The sequence below is a fragment of the Streptomyces sp. iso_384 genome, from assembly GCF_056172905.1.
In genome coordinates this window covers 260,143-277,880 of the sequence record NZ_JBWBTT010000001.1, presented here as the reverse complement: position 1 = coordinate 277,880, position 17,738 = coordinate 260,143, and the positions used below count along the sequence as shown (strand labels likewise).

Below are 17,738 nucleotides of genomic sequence, written 5' to 3'. Positions count from 1 at the left end.
GCACCAAAAGGTGCGGGGCTTTCCCGGAAAAATTGTTCGGCGGCGTCCTACTCTCCCACAGGGTCCCCCCTGCAGTACCATCGGCGCTGAAAGGCTTAGCTTCCGGGTTCGGAATGTAACCGGGCGTTTCCCTAACGCAATGACCACCGAAACACTATGAAAATTTGAACACCGGATGTTTACACGGCTGTTCATTATTTCAGAACTAACACAGTGGACGCGAGCAACTGAGGACAAGCCCTCGGCCTATTAGTACCAGTCAGCTCCACCCGTTACCGGGCTTCCACATCTGGCCTATCAACCCAGTCGTCTACTGGGAGCCTTAACCCTTCAAGAGGGTGGGAATACTCATCTCGAAGCAGGCTTCCCGCTTAGATGCTTTCAGCGGTTATCCTTTCCGAACGTAGCCAACCAGCCATGCCCTTGGCAGGACAACTGGCACACCAGAGGTTCGTCCGTCCCGGTCCTCTCGTACTAGGGACAGCCCTTCTCAATATTCCTACGCGCACAGCGGATAGGGACCGAACTGTCTCACGACGTTCTAAACCCAGCTCGCGTACCGCTTTAATGGGCGAACAGCCCAACCCTTGGGACCGACTCCAGCCCCAGGATGCGACGAGCCGACATCGAGGTGCCAAACCATCCCGTCGATATGGACTCTTGGGGAAGATCAGCCTGTTATCCCCGGGGTACCTTTTATCCGTTGAGCGACAGCGCTTCCACAAGCCACTGCCGGATCACTAGTCCCGACTTTCGTCCCTGCTCGACCCGTCGGTCTCACAGTCAAGCTCCCTTGTGCACTTACACTCAACACCTGATTACCAACCAGGCTGAGGGAACCTTTGGGCGCCTCCGTTACTCTTTAGGAGGCAACCGCCCCAGTTAAACTACCCATCAGACACTGTCCCTGATCCGGATCACGGACCCAGGTTAGACATCCAGCACGACCAGAGTGGTATTTCAACGACGACTCCACAACCACTGGCGTGGCCGCTTCAAAGTCTCCCACCTATCCTACACAAGCCGAACCGAACACCAATATCAAACTATAGTAAAGGTCCCGGGGTCTTTCCGTCCTGCTGCGCGAAACGAGCATCTTTACTCGTAGTGCAATTTCACCGGGCCTATGGTTGAGACAGTCGAGAAGTCGTTACGCCATTCGTGCAGGTCGGAACTTACCCGACAAGGAATTTCGCTACCTTAGGATGGTTATAGTTACCACCGCCGTTTACTGGCGCTTAAGTTCTCAGCTTCGCCGACCCGAAAGTCAGCTAACCGGTCCCCTTAACGTTCCAGCACCGGGCAGGCGTCAGTCCGTATACATCGCCTTACGGCTTCGCACGGACCTGTGTTTTTAGTAAACAGTCGCTTCTCGCTGGTCTCTGCGGCCACCCCCAGCTCACCGAGTAAATCGGATCACCAGTGATGGCCCCCCTTCTCCCGAAGTTACGGGGGCATTTTGCCGAGTTCCTTAACCATAGTTCACCCGAACGCCTCGGTATTCTCTACCTGACCACCTGAGTCGGTTTAGGGTACGGGCCGCCATGAAACTCGCTAGAGGCTTTTCTCGACAGCATAGGATCATCCACTTCACCACAATCGGCTCGGCATCAGGTCTCACCCTTAACGTGTGACGGATTTACCTACCACACGGGCTACACCCTTACCCCGGGACAACCACCGCCCGGGCTGGACTACCTTCCTGCGTCACCCCATCGCTTACCTACTACAAGTCTGGTTCATCGGCTCCACCACTACCCTCAACTCCGAAGAGATCGGGCCGGCTTCACGGACTTAGCATCGCCTGATTCAGTACTGGGCGTTTCAAAGCGGGTACCGGAATATCAACCGGTTGTCCATCGACTACGCCTGTCGGCCTCGCCTTAGGTCCCGACTTACCCTGGGCAGATCAGCTTGACCCAGGAACCCTTAGTCAATCGGCGCACACGTTTCTCACGTGTGTATCGCTACTCATGCCTGCATTCTCACTCGTGAACCGTCCACAACTCGCTTCCGCGGCTGCTTCACCCGGCACACGACGCTCCCCTACCCATCCACACAGGCGTTGGCCCTATATGTGTGAATGACACGACTTCGGCGGTACGCTTGAGCCCCGCTACATTGTCGGCGCGGAATCACTTGACCAGTGAGCTATTACGCACTCTTTCAAGGGTGGCTGCTTCTAAGCCAACCTCCTGGTTGTCTCTGCGACTCCACATCCTTTCCCACTTAGCGTACGCTTAGGGGCCTTAGTCGATGCTCTGGGCTGTTTCCCTCTCGACCATGGAGCTTATCCCCCACAGTCTCACTGCCGCGCTCTCACTTACCGGCATTCGGAGTTTGGCTAAGGTCAGTAACCCGGTAGGGCCCATCGCCTATCCAGTGCTCTACCTCCGGCAAGAAACACACGACGCTGCACCTAAATGCATTTCGGGGAGAACCAGCTATCACGGAGTTTGATTGGCCTTTCACCCCTAACCACAGGTCATCCCCCAGGTTTTCAACCCTGGTGGGTTCGGTCCTCCACGAAGTCTTACCTCCGCTTCAACCTGCCCATGGCTAGATCACTCCGCTTCGGGTCTAGAGCGTGCAACTCAAACGCCCTATTCGGACTCGCTTTCGCTACGGCTTCCCCACACGGGTTAACCTCGCTACACACCGCTAACTCGCAGGCTCATTCTTCAAAAGGCACGCAGTCACGACTGACAGCACAAGTACTGCCAGCGACGCTCCCACGGCTTGTAGGCACACGGTTTCAGGTACTATTTCACTCCGCTCCCGCGGTACTTTTCACCATTCCCTCACGGTACTATCCGCTATCGGTCACCAGGGAATATTTAGGCTTAGCGGGTGGTCCCGCCAGATTCACACGGGATTTCTCGGGCCCCGTGCTACTTGGGTGTCTCTCAAACGAGCCGTTAATGTTTCAGCTACGGGGGTCTTACCCTCTACGCCGGACCTTTCGCATGTCCTTCGCCTACATCAACGGTTTCTGACTCGTCTCACAGCCGGCAGACTATGAAAGAGAGATCCCACAACCCCGAATGCGCAACCCCTGCCGGGTATCACACGCATACGGTTTGGCCTCATCCAGTTTCGCTCGCCACTACTCCCGGAATCACGGTTGTTTTCTCTTCCTGAGGGTACTGAGATGTTTCACTTCCCCTCGTTCCCTCCACACTGCCTATGTGTTCAGCAGCGGGTGACAGCCCATGACGACTGCCGGGTTTCCCCATTCGGAAACCCCCGGATCAAAGCTTGGTTGACAGCTCCCCGGGGACTATCGTGGCCTCCCACGTCCTTCATCGGTTCCTGGTGCCAAGGCATCCACCGTGCGCCCTTAAAAACTTGGCCACAGATGCTCGCGTCCACTGTGCAGTTCTCAAACAACGACCAGCCACCCATCACCCCACCCTTCACAGGCGAGTTCACTGGGGCCGGATCAGAAGGACAGCCATTCCGGCCGCACCCTCAGACACCCAACAACGTGCCCGACACGATCAACCCGTTCCCGTTTTCCACGCCGAAGCAGTACTAACGAAACCGTGCTCACCGTGCCGAATAGTCAACGTTCCACCCATGAGCAACCAGCACCGAACATTCGCCGGTGTACTGGCCTCTGACCAAACCGAAGCCTGGTAAGAAGTGCTCCTTAGAAAGGAGGTGATCCAGCCGCACCTTCCGGTACGGCTACCTTGTTACGACTTCGTCCCAATCGCCAGTCCCACCTTCGACAGCTCCCTCCCACAAGGGGTTGGGCCACCGGCTTCGGGTGTTACCGACTTTCGTGACGTGACGGGCGGTGTGTACAAGGCCCGGGAACGTATTCACCGCAGCAATGCTGATCTGCGATTACTAGCAACTCCGACTTCATGGGGTCGAGTTGCAGACCCCAATCCGAACTGAGACCGGCTTTTTGAGATTCGCTCCGCCTCGCGGCATCGCAGCTCATTGTACCGGCCATTGTAGCACGTGTGCAGCCCAAGACATAAGGGGCATGATGACTTGACGTCGTCCCCACCTTCCTCCGAGTTGACCCCGGCAGTCTCCTGTGAGTCCCCATCACCCCGAAGGGCATGCTGGCAACACAGAACAAGGGTTGCGCTCGTTGCGGGACTTAACCCAACATCTCACGACACGAGCTGACGACAGCCATGCACCACCTGTATACCGACCACAAGGGGGGCACCATCTCTGATGCTTTCCGGTATATGTCAAGCCTTGGTAAGGTTCTTCGCGTTGCGTCGAATTAAGCCACATGCTCCGCTGCTTGTGCGGGCCCCCGTCAATTCCTTTGAGTTTTAGCCTTGCGGCCGTACTCCCCAGGCGGGGAACTTAATGCGTTAGCTGCGGCACCGACGACGTGGAATGTCGCCAACACCTAGTTCCCAACGTTTACGGCGTGGACTACCAGGGTATCTAATCCTGTTCGCTCCCCACGCTTTCGCTCCTCAGCGTCAGTAATGGCCCAGAGATCCGCCTTCGCCACCGGTGTTCCTCCTGATATCTGCGCATTTCACCGCTACACCAGGAATTCCGATCTCCCCTACCACACTCTAGCTAGCCCGTATCGAATGCAGACCCGGGGTTAAGCCCCGGGCTTTCACATCCGACGTGACAAGCCGCCTACGAGCTCTTTACGCCCAATAATTCCGGACAACGCTTGCGCCCTACGTATTACCGCGGCTGCTGGCACGTAGTTAGCCGGCGCTTCTTCTGCAGGTACCGTCACTTTCGCTTCTTCCCTGCTGAAAGAGGTTTACAACCCGAAGGCCGTCATCCCTCACGCGGCGTCGCTGCATCAGGCTTTCGCCCATTGTGCAATATTCCCCACTGCTGCCTCCCGTAGGAGTCTGGGCCGTGTCTCAGTCCCAGTGTGGCCGGTCGCCCTCTCAGGCCGGCTACCCGTCGTCGCCTTGGTAGGCCATTACCCCACCAACAAGCTGATAGGCCGCGGGCTCATCCTTCACCGCCGGAGCTTTTAACCCCGTCCCATGCGGGACAGAGTGTTATCCGGTATTAGACCCCGTTTCCAGGGCTTGTCCCAGAGTGAAGGGCAGATTGCCCACGTGTTACTCACCCGTTCGCCACTAATCCACCCCGAAAGGCTTCATCGTTCGACTTGCATGTGTTAAGCACGCCGCCAGCGTTCGTCCTGAGCCAGGATCAAACTCTCCGTGAATGTTTACCCGTAATCGGGTGCACACATCACGAGAGCGGAACAACCGGTCGGAATAAGACCCGTTGTTCACAGCGTCCTCGCTGTGTAATTGCCTACCCGGTCACCGAAGTGAACCCGGTAGGACTTTCAAAGGAACCACCAACCTGCTGAAGCAGGCCGGGGTATCAACATATCTGGCGTTGACTTTTGGCACGCTGTTGAGTTCTCAAGGAACGGACGCTTCCTTCGGTCCCGTTTCACCGGGGCCCTCCGGGCGCTTCCCTTCGTTCTTGCGTTTCCGACTCTATCAGACTCTTTCGTGTCCGATTCCCGGCCGAAGCGGGTCAAGCAGTTCTCGCTTTCCAGGTCCTTCGCTTTCGCGTTTTCCCTTTCCGGCGAGTCCGACTCTATCAGATCCTTTCGGGCCTGATTCCCAGTCAGCGGGGCTTGCCTTCCCGGCCGTTGGGCCGTTCCGACGCTCAAACTCTAGCGGATTCTCCCGGCGGCTCATAATCGGGCCCTCGTCATGAATTCCGGCATGCCGAAATCATCCCGAGTGGGAGATCGTGCTGAAGTTTGGTTGCCGCGTTCGCGGCGGGATCGGCTGCCGCGGAACCGTTCCGGCTCCGTGACAACTCGGAGAACTTTACGGATCCACCAGGGGGTGTGTCAACCCTCCCCCGGTGGCCTCCGGCGTGGCCGTCAGTCCAGGTCGGTGAGGCGGCCGCCGGCGTCCGGCTGGGCGTGTTCCACGCGGCGCAGGAGGCGGACCAGCAGTTCGCCGAGTACGCCGCGTTCGTCGCCGGACAGGTCCTGGAGGAGGTCCTCCTCGAAGTCGCTCGCCATGCGCATCGCCTCGAGCCACTTCGTACGGCCCTCGTCGGTCAGCTCGACGATGACGCGGACCCGGTTGTTCTCGTCGCGGTCCCGGGTGACCAGGCCCTCGCCGGCCATCCGGTCGACGCGGTGGGTCATGGCGGCCGGGGTGAGGCCGAGGCGCTTCGCCAGTTCGCCGGGACCCAGACGGTAGGGGGCGCCCGCCAGGACCAGGGTCTTGAGGACCTCCCACTCGGCGTTGCTGATGCCGAGGGCGGCGACCTGCCTCCCGTACGCGACGTTCATCCGGCGGTTCAGGCGGCCCAGTGCGGAGACCACCTGTTCGACCTGCGGGTCGAGGTCGCGGAACTCGCGCTGGTAGGCGGCGATCTGTTCGTCGAGGCTCGGCTCGCTGGGGCCGGGCTCCTCGGTGCTCTCAGACATGGCGGGCAGTATGGCACGCCCCCACCACCCTTGAAGTCCTTCAGTCTGTAGTTTTCACCTTCTAAGTTTAGTGCTAAAGTCTTCGAGTCTGATTTCTTCGAAACCTTGAGGTAGGTGAGTGTGACCAGGGAGATGGGCGCAGCGCTGCGGCGGATCCAGCTGGGCAGCGCGCTGAGCGCGTTCGGGCTCGGGTTCACCGTTCCGTATCTGTACGTCTACGTGGCGCAGGTACGGGATCTGGGCGCCGGGACGGCGGGGGTCGTCCTGGCGGTCTTCGCGATGGCGGCGCTGGCCGTTCTGCCGTTCACCGGGCGGGCCATCGACCGGCGGGGCCCGTTGCCCGTGCTGGTGGTGGCCTCCGCTCTGGCCTCCGTGGGCGCCGCCGCCCTGGGGTTCGCGAGCAGCGTTCCGGCCGCCGTGCTGGCCGCCGCGGTCCTCGGTGCGGGTACCGCCGTCATGCAGCCTGCCCTCGCCACGATGCTCGTGTGGTGCTCCAGCACCGCGACCCGTACGCGCGCCTTCGCCATGCAGTTCTTCCTGCAGAACCTGGGGCTCGGCCTCGGCGGGCTCGTCGGCGGGCAGCTGGTGGACGTGGACCGTCCCGCGAGCTTCACGATGCTCTTCCTGATCGAGGCCGCGATGTTCGTGGTGCTCGGTGTCGTCGTGACCACCGTGCGCATGCCGCGTACGGCTTCGCTCGGCGGTGCCAGGCCGGCGGACGGGTCCGCCGCGAAGGGCGGCGGGCTGCGGGCGCTGCTGTCGCACCGGGCCATGGTGCAGCTGTGCGTGCTGGGGTTCGTGCTGTTCTTCGCCTGCTACGGGCAGTTCGAGTCCGGGCTCGCCGCGTACGGCACGGAGGCCGCCGGGATCGAGCCCTCCACGCTCGGCTTCGCGCTGGCCGCCAACACCGCGGTCATCGTCGTCGCGCAGTTCGTCGTACTGCGGCTCGTGGAGCGGCGGCGGCGCAGCCGGGTCATCGCCGCGGTCGGCCTGATCTGGGCCTTCGCCTGGATCGTCGCCGGATACGCGGGGCTGGGCCACGGCAGCCAGACCATGGCGACGGCCGCGTTCATCTCGACGTACGCGCTGTTCGGGCTGGGTGAGGCGATGCTGTCGCCGACCGTCGCGCCGCTGGTCGCCGATCTGGCGCCGGAGTCGATGGTCGGGCAGTACAACTCGGCGTTCGCCCTGTGCAAGCAGCTCGCGCTCGCGGTCGGTCCGGCCGTCGGCGGGCCGATGGGGGCGTCGCTGCACGGCCCGTACATCGTGACCTTCGTGCTGTTCTCGCTGGGCATCACGGCGCTCGCGCTGCGGCTGGGCCGTCGGCTCACCCCCGTACAGGACCAGCCGTCGCTGGCAGCCGTCCCCTCGCGGGTGGTGGCGGTGTCACTGCCCGAGGGGCCGGACGGCGCGGTGCCCGCCGGGAACACCGCACCCGCCCCCGCCTCGGCTTCCGCCGGTCACTGACCGGATCTGACGAAGGACGTCCGCCCTGCCGCTCTGTTTCACTGCGGCAGGGCGAACTCGCACCAGACCGCCTTTCCGCCGTCCGGTGTGCGCCGGCTGCCCCATGAGGTGGCGATCGAGGCGATGATCGAGATGCCGCGTCCCGCCTCGTCCGCCGGTTCGGCCTGACGGCGGCGCGGCAGGTGGTCGTCGCCGTCGGTGACCTCGATGATCAGCCGGCGGTCCGTACGGCGCAGCCCCAGGCGCATCGGCGGGGTGCCGTGCTGGAGGGAGTTCGCGACGAGCTCGCTGGTGGCGAGGACGCCCAGGTCGCGGAGCTCGACCGGGAAGCGCCAGGAGGTCAGGACCCCGGTGGCGAAGGCCCGGGCGCGCGGGGCGGCCTCGATGCCGCCGAGGAGATCGAGCGCGGCGTTGTGGAACAGCTCCGCGTTCGGTCCCGTACGGGCGGGGTGCTGGACCACCAGGACCGCCACGTCGTCGTCGTGCTCGGCGGTCACGCCCAGGGAGCGGATCAGCCGGTCGCACACCACCTGCGGTGATCCCTTGGCGCCGGAGAGGGCACGGGCCAGGGAGGCGACGCCCTCGTCGATGTCCTCACTGCGCCGTTCGACCAGGCCGTCCGTATAGAGGACCGCGGTGGAGCCGGGCGGCAGCGCGATGGTGCCCGAGGTGTGGACCCAGCCGCCGGTGCCGAGCGGGGGGCCGGTGGGGTCGGCGGCGCGGTGGACCGTGCCGTCCTCGTCGCAGACGAGGATCGGGAGGTGGCCGGCGGAGGCGTAGACGAGCTGCCCCTCGTTCGGATCGTGGACGGCGTAGACGCAGGTCGCGATCTGGCTGGCGTCGATCTCGGCGGCGAGGATGTCCAGCAGCTGGATCACCTCGTGCGGCGGGAGGTCGAGCCGGGCGTAGGCGCGGACGGCTGTGCGGAGCTGGCCCATCACGGCGGCGGCCCGGACGCCGCGGCCCATCACATCGCCGATGACCAGGGCGGTGCGGCCCGCGCCCAGGGTGATGACGTCGTACCAGTCGCCGCCGACCGCGGCGTCGGTTCCGCCGGGCTGGTAGGTGGCGGCGATGCGGAGGTCGTCGGGCTGTTCCAGCTCCTGCGGGAGGAGGGAGCGCTGGAGGGTGACGGCCGTTTCGCGGTGGCGACGCTCGCTGGTGCGCAGGCGTTCGGCGGCTTCGGCGTGGTCGGTGACGTCTGCCGCGTAGACGAGGACGCCGCCCTCCTTCTTCGCGTCCGCCCTGGCGTCGCCCTTGTCAGGCCCCTTGTCCCCCTTCTCCTCCGCGCTGTCCCAGGCGGCGACCGGGGTGCAGGTAACGGTGTACGAGCCGCCCTCGGTGGTCCTGCGGGACTTGACCGTGCGCGCGGTGCCGCTGCGCAGGACCTGGTCGAGCAGGGGAAGCACGCTCAGCTGGGCGAGCTCGGGCAGGGCCTCGGCCGCGGGGACGCCGGACGGGCGGGGGCCGAACGCGGCCTCGTACGCGTCGTTGACGTAGGCGACGCGGTGGTCCGCGCCGTGCAGCAGGGCGACGGGGGCGGGGAGCCGGCCGAGGATCTCGCGGGCGGAGAGGTCGTCGAGGGCGGGCCCGGGCAGGGCCTCCGTCGGGGCGGGGCCGGAAGGCGCCGGGGAGGCGTCGTCCGGCTGGGCGGGCGGGCCCTCCGGCCGGGCGTACTCGGCTCGGGCCGCCGGCACGGCGCTGCGGTCGTCCCGCGCGGCGGCTCGGCGCTGCGTTCCGGGAAGGCGGGCGCTCCAACGCGTGAAGTTCACGGTATTTCTGGCCTCGTGTGTCGGTCTGGTCCGCTCGGGCGGGCTGCTTCTTCTGCCGTTTCTTCGGGCATGGTCGGGGCTCCGGGGGCCGTACCCCCGGGAAGGCGCAGCCGGGCCTCGTCGTGCTGGTGGTGCGTCGCCGCAGGTCACTGTCGGTCACTGCCCGCCGGGTCACTCTGTGCAGGCGTGGGCCCACCTATGGTCACACGTCCAGTGTGACCGACCGTACTGACAGTCGCCGCCCTGGCCGCCTGTCAGCTGACCGCCGGATGTCCGTCAGCTGTCCGTCCGGCGGTCGTCCGGCGGTTCTTCCGGGCCCTTCGGGCGGCCGGGGCCGGGGATCCCCGGGGTGCCGGAGCCGCCTCCTGCCGCGAGTTCGAACTCGGCGCGGGGGTGTTCCAGCGAACCGAGCGAGACGATCTCGCGTTTGAAGAGTCCGGACAGGGTCCATTCGGCAAGGACGCGCGCCTTCCGGTTGAACGTCGGCACCCGGCTGAGGTGGTACGTACGGTGCATCAGCCAGGCGGGGTAGCCCTTGAGCTTGCGACCGTAGACGTGGGCGACGCCTTTGTGCAGCCCCAGGGAGGCGACCGATCCGGCGTACGCGTGCCGGTACTCCTTGAGCGGGCGGCCGTCGACCGAGGCGAGGACGTTGTCGGCGAGGACCTTCGCCTGGCGCACCGCGTGCTGGGCGTTGGGGGCGGTCTCGCGGCCCGGTTCGGAGGCGGTCAGATCGGGTACGGCGGCGGCGTCGCCGGCGGCCCAGGCGTGCGGGACACCCTCGACGCCGAGGGTGGCGGTGCAGCGGAGCCGGCCGCGTTCGGTGAGGGGCAGGTCGGTGGCGGCCAGCAGCGGGGCCGGTTTGACGCCCGCGGTCCAGACGAGGGTGCGGGTGGGGAAGCGGGAGCCGTCGCTGAGGACGGCGACGCGGTCCTCGCAGGTGTCGAGGCGGGTGTCGAGGCGTACGTCGATGTTCCGGCCGCGCAGCTCGCCGATGGCGTACGTGCCCATGGCCTCGCCGACCTCGGGGAGGATGCGCCCGGAGGCTTCGACCAGGATCCATTTCAGGTCGGCCGGCTTGATGTTGTGGTAGTACCGCGCCGTGTAGCGGGCCATGTCCTCCAGTTCGGCCAGCGCCTCCACGCCCGCGTAGCCGCCGCCGACGAAGACGAAGGTGAGCGCGGCGTCGCGGATCGCAGGATCGCGGGTGGCGGAGGCGATGTCCATCTGTTCGATGACGTGGTTGCGCAGCCCGATGGCCTCCTCGACGGTCTTGAAACCGATGCCGAACTCGGCGAGGCCGGGGACGGGCAGGGTGCGCGACACGGACCCGGGGGCGATGACGATCTCGTCGTACCCGATCTCCAGGGCTCCGGTGCCGTCCTCGCCGGTGGCGAGGGTGGTGACGGTCGCGGTCCGTTTGGTGTGGTCGACGCGCTGCGCCTCGCCGATGACGATCGTGCAGTCCTTCAGGACGCGGCGCAGCGGCACGACGACATGGCGGGGCGAGATCGAGCCCGCGGCCGCTTCGGGGAGGAAGGGCTGGTACGTCATGTACGGCTCGGGCGTGACGACCACGATCTCGGCGTCGCCGCTCCTCAGTCTCTGCTTCAACTTCCGTTGGAGACGCAGCGCTGTGTACATCCCGACGTAGCCGCCGCCGACGACGAGAATGCGCACACCTGGCCGGGTGCCGGGGGTCGTCCCCCGGGAATCTGGAGCCATCACCACCCCATGACGCAACGGAGTCAGTGGTTTGTCCACAGGCCCGGCAAATTGTGTGACTGGCGGATCCTCAACGGCACTCGGGGCCCGCGGGTGGCGGAAAACGACAGCAGTGCAGGTCAGGCGCTACGCACGGGGTAAGCGGAAGGGCGATGTTCCGGCGTCGATCGGATCTTGGTCCGATCGAGGGGCGCCCCATGCGGAACTACCCCCTTCTGAATTGACGCGGGCTCAACTATGTTCGTAACCCGTCGGGGTGCCGGGTGCGGATTTCGTTGTGCTCCGCTCCCCGTCTGAAACGGCGGGAAGTCTCCGGGGGGAGACGTCATAACCGGGGGAAGTTATGCATATTCAGGATACGCATGGCCAGGCTGCGCTCTCGCGCGCGTCCGAGGACCACGGGCGCCTCGGCTCCGTGGGTGCGCTCGGCGTCATGAGCTCGGCGGACGCCGTTCGCTCGGCGGCCGCGGTGAGTGCCGCGGCGCTGAATTCGGCCGGTGCCGGACAGGCCCCGAACGGGGCGACGGCGGCGGGAACGGCGACGACGGGAGCCGTGGGCGCGCCGCGCTCGGCTCCGCTGCGCGTGGACGCACAGCGCAATCTGGAGCACGTGCTGCGCGCGGCGCGCGAGGTGTTCGGAGAGCTGGGTTACGGCGCTCCGATGGAGGATGTGGCACGTCGTGCCCGCGTCGGCGTGGGCACCGTCTACCGACGGTTCCCGAGCAAGGACGTGCTGGTACGGCGGATAGCCGAGGAGGAGACCTCCCGGCTGACCGAGCAGGCGCGTACGGCGCTGGGGCAGGAGGAGAAGCCCTGGTCGGCGCTTTCCCGCTTCCTGCGTACGTCCGTGGCGTCGGGTGCGGGCAGGCTGCTGCCGCCGCAGGTGCTGCGGGTCGGGGTCGACGGGGAGGAGCCGGGCGCACCGGCGGCTTCCGGGGCGGCTTCGGCGTCGGGCGCGGTGGACGAGACGCGGGTTCCGCAGCAGCGGCAGGGAGTGGGCCAGGACGACTTCCGCGTCGTCGGCCGGCGCTCCGGCGGCGGCGACGAGCTCGACGGCCTCGGTGAGGACTCGGGCGTGGTCGAGCTGCTGGAGGTCGTGGGGCAGCTGGTGGACCGGGCACGGGACTCCGGTGAGCTGCGCCGGGATGTGACGGTGGCCGATGTGCTGCTGGTCATCGCGACGGCGGCTCCTTCGCTGCCGGACGCCGCTCAGCAGGCCGCGGCTTCGGCCCGGTTGCTGGACATCCTGCTGGAGGGGCTGCGGTCGCGGCCCGCGTGACGCAGCCGTCTGCCCGGGTCCGCCCGTCTGCCGACGGGCGGACCCGGGCGGGCGGTGATCAGGGGCCGGGAGACGAATCGACGGGGTCTCATTCCCCGAAAGAAGGTTCTCCAGTACTCGTATTCGAGAAAACGCCCCGGATGAGTGGTTGGCAAGACTGAGATGCCAACGCGATTGAGCCATGTGGCAGTCTTGGCCGGTATTCGGGTCCGAGGGTGTATACGGGGGCTTCCGCGATGAGCGGTAACGAGCAGCAGGAAGAGCCGCTCGGCGAGATCGCTGCGACCGACAGGGACACGAAGGCGGACGGGCTGTCCGCCGGGCAGGTGCCGACCCAGGCCGTACGCGGCTCGTCGGACGGTGAGGCCGAGGGCGGCACCGTCCTGCCCGGCCCGTGGCCCGCCGCCGCCGAGGACGCCTCCGGCGGTGTCGGCGCGCCGGCGGTTCCGCAGCAGCGCGCGGGCCGCAGCGGGGCCCCCGAGGCCGGCCTCTCCGACGCCCGGCTGATCGAGGACATGCGGGCGGGCGACGACCAGGCCTACGAGGAGTTGTTCCGGCGGCACTCGGGCGCCGTGCTCCGCTACGCCCGCAGCTGCTGCCGGGACGCGCACACCGCCGACGACCTGACGGCCGAGGTGTTCGCGCGCACACTCCAGGCCGTACGGGGCGGAAAGGGGCCGACGGAAGCGGTCCGGGCCTATCTGATGACCGCCGTCCGCCATGTCGCCGCCGCCTGGACCAAGAGCGCCAAGCGCGAGCATCTGGTCGACGACTTCGCGGTGTTCGCCGCCCAGGCCTCCCGATCGTCCGAGGTCTCCGACGACGACACCCTCGAACTCGGCGCCGACGTCCTGGCGATGCACGAGGCCGAGCAGACGATGGCGATGCAGGCGTTCCGGAGCCTCCCGGAGCGCTGGCAGGCGGTCCTGTGGCACACCACGGTGGAGGAGGAGTCGCCGAGCGAGATCGCCCCGCTCTTCGGCCTCACCGCCAATGCCACCGCCGTCCTGGCCAGCCGCGCCCGCGAAGGGCTCAAGCAGGCGTATCTCCAGGCCCATGTCAGCCAGGCGCTGACCACCGGCGGGGACTGCGCGCAGTACGCCGACCGGCTCGGCGCCCACGCCCGGGGCGGGCTGCGGACCCGGGCCGAACGGGGGCTGCGCAAGCACCTCGACGAGTGCGCCAGGTGCCGGTTGGCCGCGGGCGAGCTGGACCATGTGAACGCCGGGATCCCGGCGCTGCTGCCCGTCGCGGTCATCGGCTGGTTCGCCGCCGGGTATTCGCTCAAGGCCGCGGGCATCGTGGCCGGCGGCGCGGCCGGGGCCGCCGGAGCGGGAGCCGCCGCGGCGGCCACCGGGTCCGGTTCCACCGGTGGCGCCGCCGGAGGCGCCGCTGCCGCCGAGGGGCTCGGTGCGCCCGCCAAGGCCGGGATCGCCGCCGCCGTGGCCGTGGCCGCCGCGGCCGGTCTGGTGTGGGCGCTCGTCGGCGACGACCAGCCGAAGCCGGAGCCCAAGCCGGTCGCGAAGCCGCCGGCCGTGGCGCCCGCGGTGCCGACGCCGGAGCCCCCGCCGCCCCCGAAGCCGGCGCCGAAGCCGCCGGCCGCCCCCGCACCGCCCCCGGCGCCGTCCGAGCCGGCCCCGAAGCCCACACCGCCGCCGCGCCCCACGCCCTCCCCCGAGCCGCCGTCGAAGCCCGCGCCCCCGGCGCCGAGCCCGCCGCCGTCCCCGAAGCCGACGCCCAAGCCGCCGAAGCCCACACCGCCGCCGCCCGCCCCGGAGGTGTACCAGGTCAGCGAGCTGGCCTACTCCGTGTTCGGCGAGCACACCGAGCCGGAAGTGGCCATGGGGCAGAGCAGTTGGGTCTGGCAGCGGTCGAACGTGTCGATCGCCTCCACCCGTTACGCGCACGGGGTGACCGTGCACGCCCGCTCCTCGGTGACCATCGAGCTGAACCGGCCGTGCACGCGCTACGAGGCCATGGTCGGGGTGGACGATCTGACGCCGCTGTTCGGCGCGGTGCGCTTCTCGGTGTTCAACGGGAACGGCGCGCGGCTCTGGCGCTCCCCGGTGATGAAGAGCGGCGAGCCCGCCGTCCCGGTGAGCGTGAACATCGCCGGGCAGTCCTCGATCCGTCTCGTGGTGGAGCCGGAGACGCCGATGGGCGGGGTGGCCCTGGCGGACTGGGCGAATTCCCGGATCAGCTGCGCCTGAGGCTTTCGGGCCCCGAGGTCCTTCCGGTCGGAGGTGCCGCTGCCCCGTCGCCCGACGTCCGGCGGCGGTGTCTTCCGGTCAGGGTTGGAGCGTGCGCCGGGCGGGGATCACGCCGCCCGCGACCGCGCGCTGGCGCGGGGCGGCCGTGCCCGTCCAGCAGGTGCCGCGGCGGGTCACCAGGCGGCGCAGCCACAGTTCGGTGGAGGCCAGGTCCGCCAGGCCGTCCAGCGGCAGCGGCTCGCCCTCGGACGCGGCGCGCAGGGCCTTGCGGACCACCCGGGCTTCGACCAGTCCCGCGTCGGCCAGCAGCGGGGCGTCGAACAGGGCCATCAGCTCGGGCAGCGCGGCACGCAGGCCGGTCCGGGTGACGGCGGTGGAGGTGGCCTGGGAGGGCGCGCCCCAGCCGGGCGGCAGATCGTGGATGCCCGCCCCGCCGAGCACCCGGCGCAGGATCGCGGCCCGTGCGCCGGGCTGGACGCGCAGCGACTCGGGTAGCGCGCGAGCCGCCCTGACCACCTGGTTGTCGAGGAACGGGGCGTGCAGGCGCTGGCTGCGGATCTCCGCGGCCTGCTCCAGGATCCGGTGGTCGGCGGCCCCGCGGGCGAGCGCGGCGCGGGCCCGGGCCTCCCCCGGACGCTGTACGGAGGTGGGCCGGATCGCCGCCTCCTGGAGGCGAACCGATACTTCGGCCAGCGCCTCCCCCGTCAGCCAGCGCGCCGCGGGTCCCGGGCGCGACCAGGCGAGGGCGGCGAGCGAGGCGTCGGCGGGGGTGGCGAGGTCGGGGGCGTAACGGTTGGCGTCGGGGAGGAGCCCGGCGGCGGACTCCAGGCCGGTCCGATAGGACGTACGGGCCAGACGGCGGGCGGCGCGGTAGACCGTGAGCGGGACGAACAGGGAGTGTGCCGTGGGGCCTTCGGCCTTGGTGAGGGCGGCGACGGGGCGCAGGAGGTGGCGTCTGCGCCGGTCCATCAGGAGGTCGGCGAGGCGGGCCGGGTGCGCGTCCAGGACCTGCCGGGCCCCGGCTCCGACGAGGTGGTCGGCGCTGCCCGAGGAGAGCCGGCGGCGGTGCCGGTCGGCCAGGACGAGCGAGGGGGCCGGTTCGTCGGTCAGGGTGACGGTCTCCAACCCGGCGTACGGCAGGGCCTCTTCGCCCGCCGCGACGACCACGTGGTGCAGGCGCGGGTTGGCGGCGATGGCGCGGGCCCGCTCCAGCTCGTCCTCGTTGCCGCGGGTGGTGAGGTCGTTGAAGGTGACGGCGAGCAGCCGCTCGCCGGCGCCGGTGCCGTGGCCGAGGAGGGTGCCGGGCAGTCCGGGCAGCCCGGAGGCGAGCAGGGCGAGGGTGGCCGAGGCGCTGCCGCCCGAGAGGTCGGCGCCGATGCCCGCCACCGGTCCGCCGCGGGCCGCGCGCCGGTCGGCGGGGCCCATGCCGGGGACGGGCCCCGGGTCCTGCGGCAGGTTCTCCGGCGCGTGGCGCGGGGCCGTGAGCCGGGCGCGTACGGCTTCGACGAGCGCGTCCCGTACGCCCTCCACGGCGTGCACCGGGTCGGCCTGGGGCGCGGCGACGGCGAGCGAGGCGACGGCCTCGTACCCGGTGATCTCCCGCGAGCCCTCCCGCAGGATCAGCGCGTGGCCCGGCGGGACGCGCTTCACGCCGACGTAGGGCGTGCCGTCGCCGAGCGCCTCGGGGGTCTCCGGGCAGGCGAGCAGCGCGGCGAGGTGCCCGATGTCGAGCTGGGCCTCGATGAGGTCGGCGAGCGGCAGGGCGGCGGTGGCGTAGGCGGTGCCGTTGGCCCAGGGGGTGTGGAAGACCGGCCGGGCGCCGGCCAGGTCGCCCGCGACGGTGATGCGGCGGCCGATCTGCACGACGGCGGTGTAACTGCCGGGCCAGGCGGTGAGATGGCGCATCGCACCGCCGCGCGCGGCGAGGAGTCCGACGCGCAGCTGCTCGTCGGTGGCGCCGCAGCAGCCGAGGACCGCGAGGCGCGCGGTGGGCGCCCCTTCGGGGGTCGCGACCCCGATGACGCGGATCTCGTCGGGGCGCCAGTCACCGACCGCCCACAGCGGATCCGGGTCTCCCCACAGGAGTTGGGAGCCCACGGGGTGAACCGTGCGCCCCTCTCCGCCGTTTCCGACGGCGCCGACGGTGCCGAAGCTCGCGGCGATACTGCTCCATCCCACCAACCAACGCATCGCCGCCTCCACAGGCTGTGGACAAACGGCGCACCTGAGAGACGAAACGCCGCTGCGGGACATGCTGCCACGACAATGCCGCAGGAGAGGGTGTACGGGCGGCGCACGCCGGAAGTGCATGCGCCCCTGGCAAAGGCCTGACGCGACCTTCACCGCGACGACAGCAACGGAAGTGCGGGTTCCGGGAGTTGCGGAGGCCGGGCCGCCCGGTCTCCGCGCCGCCCCGGCCCGTCCCCGTGACAGGGGAAGGGCCGGCGCCGCCCGGAAACAGCGGCGATATCCGGCCATAGTCGGACCGTTGGCCAGACCCTCACCGGACCGTCGCTATTCGGCCATTCTCTCGAAGCGCCACCACGCGCGCATACCGTGCCGCGCCCCCCTGGCGACCCCTCCACGCACAGTCCGGGAGGTGGGCCTCACCTCCCGGACCGGTCCGCCGCCCGCGGGGAATGGAGCGGCGGTTTCCCCCAGCCCACTGAGTCCAGTGCAGCGGGCCGACCCACGCGGTACCCAGCCAAGCGTCACGGCGACGGCCGGGCCAGAGCGCACGGCCGGGCGCACGGCCACACGCCGGGAGCACGCCGCACCCCGGCCCGCGCACCCGCGCCCGGACGGACCGGACCGCCCGCACGGACAACAATCCCGCCATCCGGACGTCTGCCCCTTAACGGTAG

General features: G+C 68.2%; 7 protein-coding genes and 3 rRNA genes. 3 read left to right on the top strand and 7 right to left on the bottom strand.

Translation table 11 applies throughout. The features are described 5' to 3' along the window. Positions 1–34: 34 nt before the first annotated feature. The 4 genes from rrf to AC0VY3_RS01170 form a co-directional block, all read right to left on the bottom strand. Positions 35–151: ribosomal RNA gene (gene rrf / locus AC0VY3_RS01185) — 5S ribosomal RNA — on the bottom strand. Between the two features lie 78 nt (positions 152–229). Beyond that, positions 230–3,354 (bottom strand): 23S ribosomal RNA (locus AC0VY3_RS01180). 302 nt (positions 3,355–3,656) lie between these two features. Beyond that, positions 3,657–5,182: ribosomal RNA gene (locus AC0VY3_RS01175) — 16S ribosomal RNA — on the bottom strand. Together the 16S, 23S and 5S rRNA genes form the textbook arrangement of a ribosomal RNA operon. A gap of 681 nt (positions 5,183–5,863) precedes the next feature. Beyond that, entirely contained in the window at positions 5,864–6,421 is a 558-nt protein-coding gene (locus tag AC0VY3_RS01170; protein ID WP_103511785.1) for a MarR family winged helix-turn-helix transcriptional regulator, read from the bottom strand. Positions 6,422–6,553: 132 nt separating this feature from the next. Between AC0VY3_RS01170 and AC0VY3_RS01165 the strand changes: the two genes are divergently transcribed. Next, the gene (locus AC0VY3_RS01165; protein ID WP_475551619.1) at positions 6,554–7,888 is read left to right on the top strand and encodes an MFS transporter; all 1,335 of its coding nucleotides are present in this window, start codon (positions 6,554–6,556) and stop codon (positions 7,886–7,888) included. A 38-nt stretch (positions 7,889–7,926) separates the two neighbouring features. Here the strand turns inward: AC0VY3_RS01165 and AC0VY3_RS01160 are convergent, their stop codons facing one another. Both AC0VY3_RS01160 and AC0VY3_RS01155 read right to left on the bottom strand, forming a co-directional pair. Further along, complete coding sequence (locus tag AC0VY3_RS01160) at positions 7,927–9,660, bottom strand: ATP-binding SpoIIE family protein phosphatase (protein ID WP_103511783.1); 1,734 nt, start codon at positions 9,658–9,660, stop codon at positions 7,927–7,929. A 276-nt stretch (positions 9,661–9,936) separates the two neighbouring features. Next, positions 9,937–11,385, bottom strand: a complete 1,449-nt coding sequence (locus AC0VY3_RS01155) for an NAD(P)/FAD-dependent oxidoreductase (protein WP_258047359.1) — start codon at positions 11,383–11,385, stop codon at positions 9,937–9,939. Positions 11,386–11,728: 343 nt separating this feature from the next. Here AC0VY3_RS01155 and AC0VY3_RS01150 point away from each other — a divergent pair, with 343 nt between their 5' ends. Then, positions 11,729–12,664, top strand: a complete 936-nt coding sequence (locus AC0VY3_RS01150; RefSeq protein WP_103511781.1) for a TetR/AcrR family transcriptional regulator — start codon at positions 11,729–11,731, stop codon at positions 12,662–12,664. A 236-nt stretch (positions 12,665–12,900) separates the two neighbouring features. Next, positions 12,901–14,874 (top strand): sigma-70 family RNA polymerase sigma factor, encoded by a 1,974-nt coding sequence (locus tag AC0VY3_RS01145; RefSeq protein ID WP_475548689.1) that lies wholly within the window; start codon positions 12,901–12,903, stop codon positions 14,872–14,874. A 78-nt stretch (positions 14,875–14,952) separates the two neighbouring features. Here the strand turns inward: AC0VY3_RS01145 and AC0VY3_RS01140 are convergent, their stop codons facing one another. Then, complete coding sequence (locus AC0VY3_RS01140) at positions 14,953–17,064, bottom strand: asparagine synthase-related protein (RefSeq protein WP_107500166.1); 2,112 nt, start codon at positions 17,062–17,064, stop codon at positions 14,953–14,955. Between the last annotated feature and the right edge of the window lie 674 nt (positions 17,065–17,738).